Here is a 2,581-nt window from a genome sequence, read left to right as displayed (position 1 = left end):
GGTATAAAACGAGGGAAGCAGGACGGCTGGGGCAGCCGCAGGCATTGGCGGTCGCGTTAAGTTTTTGCCGCTTGCTTGGGCTGGGATGCCCAAAACAAGCTTTCGCAAAAATAGCGACTCCCTTCTTTTTACACAATCATTCAATTCAAAAAAATTGTGAAGGGCATTAAATCAAGAGATTCGCGCTACTTGTAGCTTCTAAAGGCTGCCGCTATGAGACAGGAGTCGAGTAGTCCCCAGAAGCTGGGCGTTTTCACGAAGCGTTGTTTGCGTAGTGAAAATGCAAAGCATACCGAAATCGCGTCGAGTCATTGCGTAACCAAGTTTTAAAGTCCTTGTCGGGCATAAAACGAGGGAAGCAGAGCCTGTCCTGAGCGTAGCAGTAAGGAACGGCTGGTGTAGCCGCAGGCATTGGCGGTCGTGTTAAGTTTTTGCCGCTTGCTTGGGCTGGGACGACAAATCGCTCCTGCATTTGCTGCATTCACGCCATCCTTGGCGCTCATGCCCAAAACAAGCTTTCGTAAAAATAGCGACTTCCTTCGACTTATACGTAATCAGGAAAAGGTATTTAGGCTTACTCCGATTCCGGCTTTTTGCAATCAACCCGCCCTTGTCGCAGACAAAGCTGATAACTGACCTGAATGGCCCAATATTTATAGGATTCCTCAATATCGCCCCATTCGTAGGTAGAACCTGCCAAGGTTTTACCTCCGGCACGGGTATCGGCTGAGGCCATGAGCAAATCGCCGGTGGTTGAATCTATAATCTTGCCTTCTATACTGGCTTTACCGACGAATGATTCCGTCCCGGTAACCATGTGCTTTAGAGCGGATAAGGTTCGGGCTGAGGGATAAACAGAGGAAAACATGTCCAACAAGACTGTCGATGTCTCCACATCGGTGATGGCAAATTGCACCAGCAGGGTATCCGCACCGGGTTTGTTGACCAGCTTGAAGCCCTTTTTTAGGGCTTCCTGCATCCGGTAATCCAGCAGTTCTTTTAGCCGATAGCCGTCAGCATGGGTCATTTCATTTAGATCGGAATTCGGCGTTTTCTTGATAATGACAGGCTCTAAAATGATCTTCTTATACGTTGCCCAATTGACTCCTTTTTTCCAGTAACTCAACAAGGCATCATCTTCCTCGCCTTCTTTTAGCAGGGAATAATCATCAAGGAAATTTGTGGTCTCGACATGCCTAGCTTGATAAGTTCTGGCACAACCTGTCAAAACCAAGAAAACAGCAACAAGAGCAAAGCATTTGCTAGTTGGCATCATGAAACTAAACCTACCTGAAGTTATTGATAATTCACAATCGGTAAGTTTAATCTATTTTTCTACTTTTGCGCGAACGGGGGGATTGGAGATTTTTTAAGGGGTTTGCAGAAGCAAATAAGGGCTGATTACAACAATCAGAGTAATAGAAAAGCAGAGGCTTGGTTTAGCTTGGCTATTCAGTTAAACCAAGTCTCAAAAAAAGCCTGCTCCCTGGCAGATTGGCGGCTTATCCTGGTACGTCCTAGTAGCGCCAACCCACTCCATTTCCTAAGAAAGAGCCTGCTGCTGCGCCTATACCGGTCGCCAGCGGGTGTCCATTCCCTAGCTCATAACCAAATACTGTGCCTATCACGCCACCAGCCAATCCTTGATGTGAACGGCCATCATATCCACCGCCATAGTACTGAGGTTGTGGTGGATAGTAGTCTACCGGCGGTTGCTGGTAGTAATAATTTGCCTGTGGTTGCGGATAGTAGTTGTTCACTTGCTGTCTGAGGTAACCGCCATGGCGTCCCCAGCCATGGTGTCCGTGGTGACCGCCATGGCGTCCCCAACCATGATGCCCGCTGTGGCGACCACCATGATGTCCCCAACCGTGATGGCCGCGCCCACCCCAATCACCATCGTCCGCAAATGCAGCGGAAGAAAACAGCACAGCAACTGCAGTTAACTGAATTAAATTAAGTAATTTCTTCATGGCGTTATTCCTATTTAGTTATTGTCAATGTTATCAAAATAAGCGTGTTTGTTTTTATCTTTGGTTAACATTTTACTGATTGAACATGAATGGTTGCTTAACAACAAAACTAAATACAAAAATTTTTCAACAAACTCTTGTTCTAGCGTCTGCCTGACACTTCGTTGCCGATCAATGAACCCGCAGCCGCACCAAGGCCAGTAGCTAACGGATTACCATTACCCACTTCAAAACCTAACACACTGCCGACAACGCCCCCTGCCAAACCTTGATGGGAACGTCCATCCCGGTAGCTGGGAGGGTGGTGGCTGTTGGCCGTAATATTGCCCAGGCGGTGTATTGATCTTACCCCATATACGGACTCCTCTTTTTTGCAAGCCTTTTCTTTTCGATTGCAGCGGTCAGTAAACACAGTTACTTCCAACCGTGCTTATCCGGTTGTCACAGACAGCCACTACCGGTAGAATGCTGGGCATCTGTACAGCTGGTGCAATCATGGTTATCGACGTGCTTGGGCGGGATGGTTTGCCGTTCCCGAAGTCACTTCCCGGGTTCCAACAACTTTTCCCGGACGAAGTGGCATGTGCGGCCTACCTTGAGCACGCACG

At 48.0% G+C, this 2,581-nt stretch carries 4 protein-coding genes and 1 pseudogene; 1 reads left to right on the top strand and 4 read right to left on the bottom strand.

Features of this window, described 5'->3' with window-relative positions; translation table 11 throughout:
• Positions 1-326 precede the first annotated feature (326 nt).
• The 4 genes from ACLQ6D_RS17365 to ACLQ6D_RS17350 form a co-directional block, all read right to left on the bottom strand.
• The gene (locus ACLQ6D_RS17365) at positions 327-503 is read right to left on the bottom strand and encodes a hypothetical protein (RefSeq protein WP_411728561.1); all 177 of its coding nucleotides are present in this window, start codon (positions 501-503) and stop codon (positions 327-329) included.
• 71 nt (positions 504-574) lie between these two features.
• A complete protein-coding gene (locus ACLQ6D_RS17360; RefSeq protein ID WP_411728560.1) occupies positions 575-1,276 on the bottom strand; it encodes a DUF3313 domain-containing protein in 702 nt (233 codons plus the stop codon).
• A 241-nt stretch (positions 1,277-1,517) separates the two neighbouring features.
• Positions 1,518-1,973, bottom strand: a complete 456-nt coding sequence (locus tag ACLQ6D_RS17355) for a hypothetical protein (RefSeq protein ID WP_411728559.1) — start codon at positions 1,971-1,973, stop codon at positions 1,518-1,520.
• Between the two features lie 142 nt (positions 1,974-2,115).
• A complete protein-coding gene (locus ACLQ6D_RS17350) occupies positions 2,116-2,385 on the bottom strand; it encodes a glycine zipper 2TM domain-containing protein (RefSeq protein WP_411728558.1) in 270 nt (89 codons plus the stop codon).
• A gap of 14 nt (positions 2,386-2,399) precedes the next feature.
• Here ACLQ6D_RS17350 and ACLQ6D_RS17345 point away from each other — a divergent pair.
• Positions 2,400-2,581, top strand: a pseudogene (locus ACLQ6D_RS17345) (hypothetical protein); the annotation flags it as partial.

Origin of the sequence: Methyloglobulus sp., from assembly GCF_046714055.1 — a bacterium.
Lineage (GTDB): Bacteria > Pseudomonadota > Gammaproteobacteria > Methylococcales > Methylomonadaceae > Methyloglobulus.
Note: the sequence above shows the minus strand (reverse complement) of the source record. Positions and strands in the feature narration are given on the sequence as shown.